Origin of the sequence: Rhodococcus sp. NCIMB 12038 (assembly GCF_002165735.1) — a bacterium.
GTDB lineage: Bacteria > Actinomycetota > Actinomycetes > Mycobacteriales > Mycobacteriaceae > Rhodococcus_F.
This window is the reverse complement of record NZ_NHML01000090.1, coordinates 1-3,413: the sequence shown is the minus strand read 5'-3', so window position 1 is coordinate 3,413 and position 3,413 is coordinate 1. Positions and strand designations below refer to the sequence as shown.

Annotated in this window: 3 protein-coding genes and 1 pseudogene; all 4 read right to left on the bottom strand. The window is 66.4% G+C overall.

From position 1 onward, the window contains the following. Nucleotides 1-937, bottom strand: a 937-nt coding sequence (locus CA951_RS42075; RefSeq protein WP_087562471.1) for an acyl-CoA dehydrogenase family protein, incomplete at its 3' end; no start/stop codon positions are given. Between the two features lie 10 nt (nt 938-947). Beyond that, on the bottom strand, nt 948-2,450 hold the full coding sequence (locus CA951_RS42070) for a CoA-acylating methylmalonate-semialdehyde dehydrogenase (protein WP_087562470.1): 1,503 nt from the start codon (nt 2,448-2,450) through the stop codon (nt 948-950). A 181-nt stretch (nt 2,451-2,631) separates the two neighbouring features. Then, a complete protein-coding gene (locus CA951_RS42065; protein ID WP_087562469.1) occupies nt 2,632-3,123 on the bottom strand; it encodes a pyridoxamine 5'-phosphate oxidase family protein in 492 nt (163 codons plus the stop codon). A 36-nt stretch (nt 3,124-3,159) separates the two neighbouring features. Then, nucleotides 3,160-3,413, bottom strand: a pseudogene (locus CA951_RS42060) (HNH endonuclease); the annotation flags it as partial.

Here is a 3,413-nt window from a genome sequence, read left to right as displayed (position 1 = left end):
CCCCCCCCCGCCGGGGGCCCCCCCCCCCCNGCGCGNCCNCCGCCCGCCACAACAGGGTCCGGGCCGCCTCGAGTTCGGTGCGCATGTCCGCGAGCTGGAACTGCAACGCCTGCGACTCGAGCAACGANGCCCCGAACGCCTTGCGGTCCGCCAGATACGAGACGGCCTTGTCCAGCGCGGTCTGCGCCCCGCCGACCGAGCAGGCGGCGATGTTCAACCGGCCCCCGTTCAGGCCGGCCATCGCGATCCGGAACCCGCCGCCCTCCGCACCGAGCAGATTCGCCGCCGGCACCCGCACGTCCTCGAAGATCACCTGCCGGGTCGGTTGGGCGTTCCAGCCCATCTTCACCTCGTTCGGCCCGAACGACAGCCCCGCCGAGTCCTTCGGGACGATGAACGCCGAAATCCCGCGCGGCCCGCTGTCGCCGGTGCGGGCCATCACCACATACACCTCCGAGGTCCCGGCCCCGGAGATGAACTGCTTGACCCCGTTGATCACGAAGTCGTCGCCGTCGCGGACCGCCTTGGTGCTCAACGCCGCCGCATCGGAGCCGGCGCCGGGTTCGGTGAGGCAGTAGCTGCCCAGCTGATCCATCGCACACAGTCCCGGCACCCAGGTGTGCCGCTGCTCGTCGGTGCCGAACTTGTCGATCATCCAGGTGACCATGTTGTGGATGGAAATGTAGGCGGCGATCGACGGGCAGCCCTTCGCCAACTGCTCGAAGATCCGGGCCGCATCGACGCGGGTCAGCTCGGAGCCGCCCACATCCTCGCGGACGTAGATCCCGCCCATCCCCAGCGACGCCGCCTTGCGCAGCACATCGACCGGGAAATGCTTGGCCTGATCCCACTCCACAGCATGCGGCGCCAGATGCTCGGCCGCGAAATCACGGGCCGTGTCACTGATCGCCCGCTCGTCATCGGTCAAGGTGAACATGGAGATCCGTTCAGTTCATCGTGGGAATGACGAAGTGATTGGTCTCTTCCTTCTTGCCGGAGGGCCAACGCTGCGTCACGGTCTTGGTCTTGGTGTAGAAGCGGAAGGAGTCGGGACCGTGCTGGTTCAGGTCGCCGAAGCCGGAACGCTTCCAGCCGCCGAACGTGTGGTACGCGATCGGCACGGGAATCGGCACGTTGACGCCGACCATGCCGACGTTCACCCGGTTCGTGAAGTCGCGGGCCGTGTCGCCGTCGCGGGTGAAGATGGCGACGCCGTTTCCGTACTCGTGCTCGGTGGGCAGGCGGAGCGCCTCTTCGTAGTCCGCCGCGCGGGCGACCAGCAGGACGGGTCCGAAGATCTCTTCCTTGTAGACCCGCATGTCGGTGGTGACCTTGTCGAACAGGGTCGCGCCTGCGAAGAAGCCGTTCTCGTGGCCCTCGAGGGTGAAGCCGCGACCGTCGATCACGGCCTCTGCGCCCTCGTCGATGCCGATCTGGATGTAGCTGTTGACCCGCTCGAGGGCGTCCTTGCTGACCAACGGTCCGAAGTCGGCGGACTCGTCGTCGCTGCGGCCGATCGTGAGCTTGCCGACGCGTTCGGTCAGCTTCGCGACGAGCGCATCCGCGGTCTCCTCACCCACCGGCACGGCGACGGAAATGGCCATGCAGCGCTCACCCGCGGAGCCGTAACCTGCGCCGATGAGGGCGTCGGCAACCTCGTCGAGGTCGGCGTCGGGCATGATGATCGCGTGGTTCTTCGCGCCACCGAAGCACTGTGCGCGCTTGCCGTGGGCCGCGGCGGTCTCGTAGATGTACTGCGCGATCGGGGTGGAGCCGACGAACCCGACAGCCTTGACGCGGTCGTCGGTGAGCAGGACGTCCACCACTTCCTTGTCACCGTTGACCACGTTGAACACACCCGCGGGCAGACCGGCCTCGAGGAACAGTTCGGCCAGGCGCAGCGGCACCGAGGGGTCGCGCTCGGACGGCTTGAGGATGAAGGCGTTGCCGGCGGCCAGCGCGGGACCGGCCTTCCACAGCGGGATCATGGCCGGGAAGTTGAAGGGCGTGATGCCGGCGACGACGCCGAGCGGCTGACGCATCGAGTACACGTCGATACCGGTTCCGGCGGATTCCGTGTATTCACCCTTGAGCAGGTGCGGAGCGCCGAGCGCGAACTCGATGACCTCGAGGCCGCGCTGGATGTCGCCCTTCGCGTCGGGGATCGTCTTGCCGTGCTCGGACGACAGGAGGCGCGCCAGCGAATCCATCTCCTCCTGCACGAGCTGGAGGAACTTCATCAGGACGCGTGCCCGCTTCTGCGGATTGAACAGCGCCCATTCGCGCTGAGCTTCCACCGCGTTCGCGATGATCGCCTCCGTCTCGGCCTTGTCGGCGAGAGGCACACGCGCCTGCACCTCACCGGTATTGGGGTCGTAGACGTCGCCGAACTTGTTGGAGGCACCGGGGACGCGCTTGCCGCCGACGAAGTGGGATAGCTCTTGAACCATTGTGAGAACCCGTTCCTTGCTCGATGATGAGGGAGTTCCGAATATGTGCCCATCCTATAGTTGGATGTCCATGTATGTCCAGGCTCGGGCTGTCACAGTGCGTCCGAGGCGTGTCCGCGCACACAGTTCGGTCATACCCCAACTCGGCCTCACCGAGTGGTCGCCCGAAAGGAATGAGCGGTCAGTGTTTTCGCACAACGTGCTCGGGCTCCCCCGGCTTCCAGATGGTGATGTCCATGTGCCCGTCGCCGACCTCCACCGCCGAGCCGCCGGTCAGGTCGGCTCGGTAGCAGTGATCGAACTCCTGCCCGCGGATGTCGAAACCGGTCTCGTCGAACAGCGCCTGCGCGAAACGCTGATGCAGCGCCTTGTCCTGAACGTCGTCGACGACACCCCACAGTTTCGCGTCACCTTCCTTCACCTCACTGTCGACGGTTGCCGTATGCAGGCAGAAACGCGGATCGCGAGCCAGATCCTGGAACTTCGTCGTGTTCGGCATTCCGGCGATCCACAACTGGTTCTCGAAGAATCTCGGCTCGACCGGGCTGATCCGCGGAAATCCGTCGGAGCGCAGCGTGCCGAGCATGCACAGGTTCTTGGTCGCCGCGTGCCTGCGGGAAAAGATGGCGGCAATGCGCGGAGCAGCGTCGGCGAACTCGTTCCAGCTGGCCATGCACACGACCCTACGACGATTCCCGTGACCACACGGTCAAGATGCACGCAAATGCGCGATCAGGATCGCCTCGATCTCCGACCTCCGTGCCGCGGACGGCAGGCGTGGGGCCGCGGACCGGTAGTGGTGCCCGGTCGGGGTGCCGAGGTCGAAGAGATGCGTACGGCCGTGCCGCCTGACGGGGCGGGCGGTCCACCCGTCGCCTTCCTCCGCGTAGTTGGAGGCCGCGCACAAACCCGCCCCGTTGTGGGCCGTGGTGGCGCCCTTGTTGCGGCGGGAGAGGATGTGGT

Excerpts from the sequence above, each read along its gene's own strand:
- CA951_RS42070 (WP_087562470.1), bottom strand. The coding sequence starts at position 2,450 with ATGGTTCAAGAGCTATCCCACTTCGTCGGCGGCAAGCGCGTCCCCGGT.
- CA951_RS42065 (WP_087562469.1), bottom strand. The coding sequence starts at position 3,123 with ATGGCCAGCTGGAACGAGTTCGCCGACGCTGCTCCGCGCATTGCCGCC.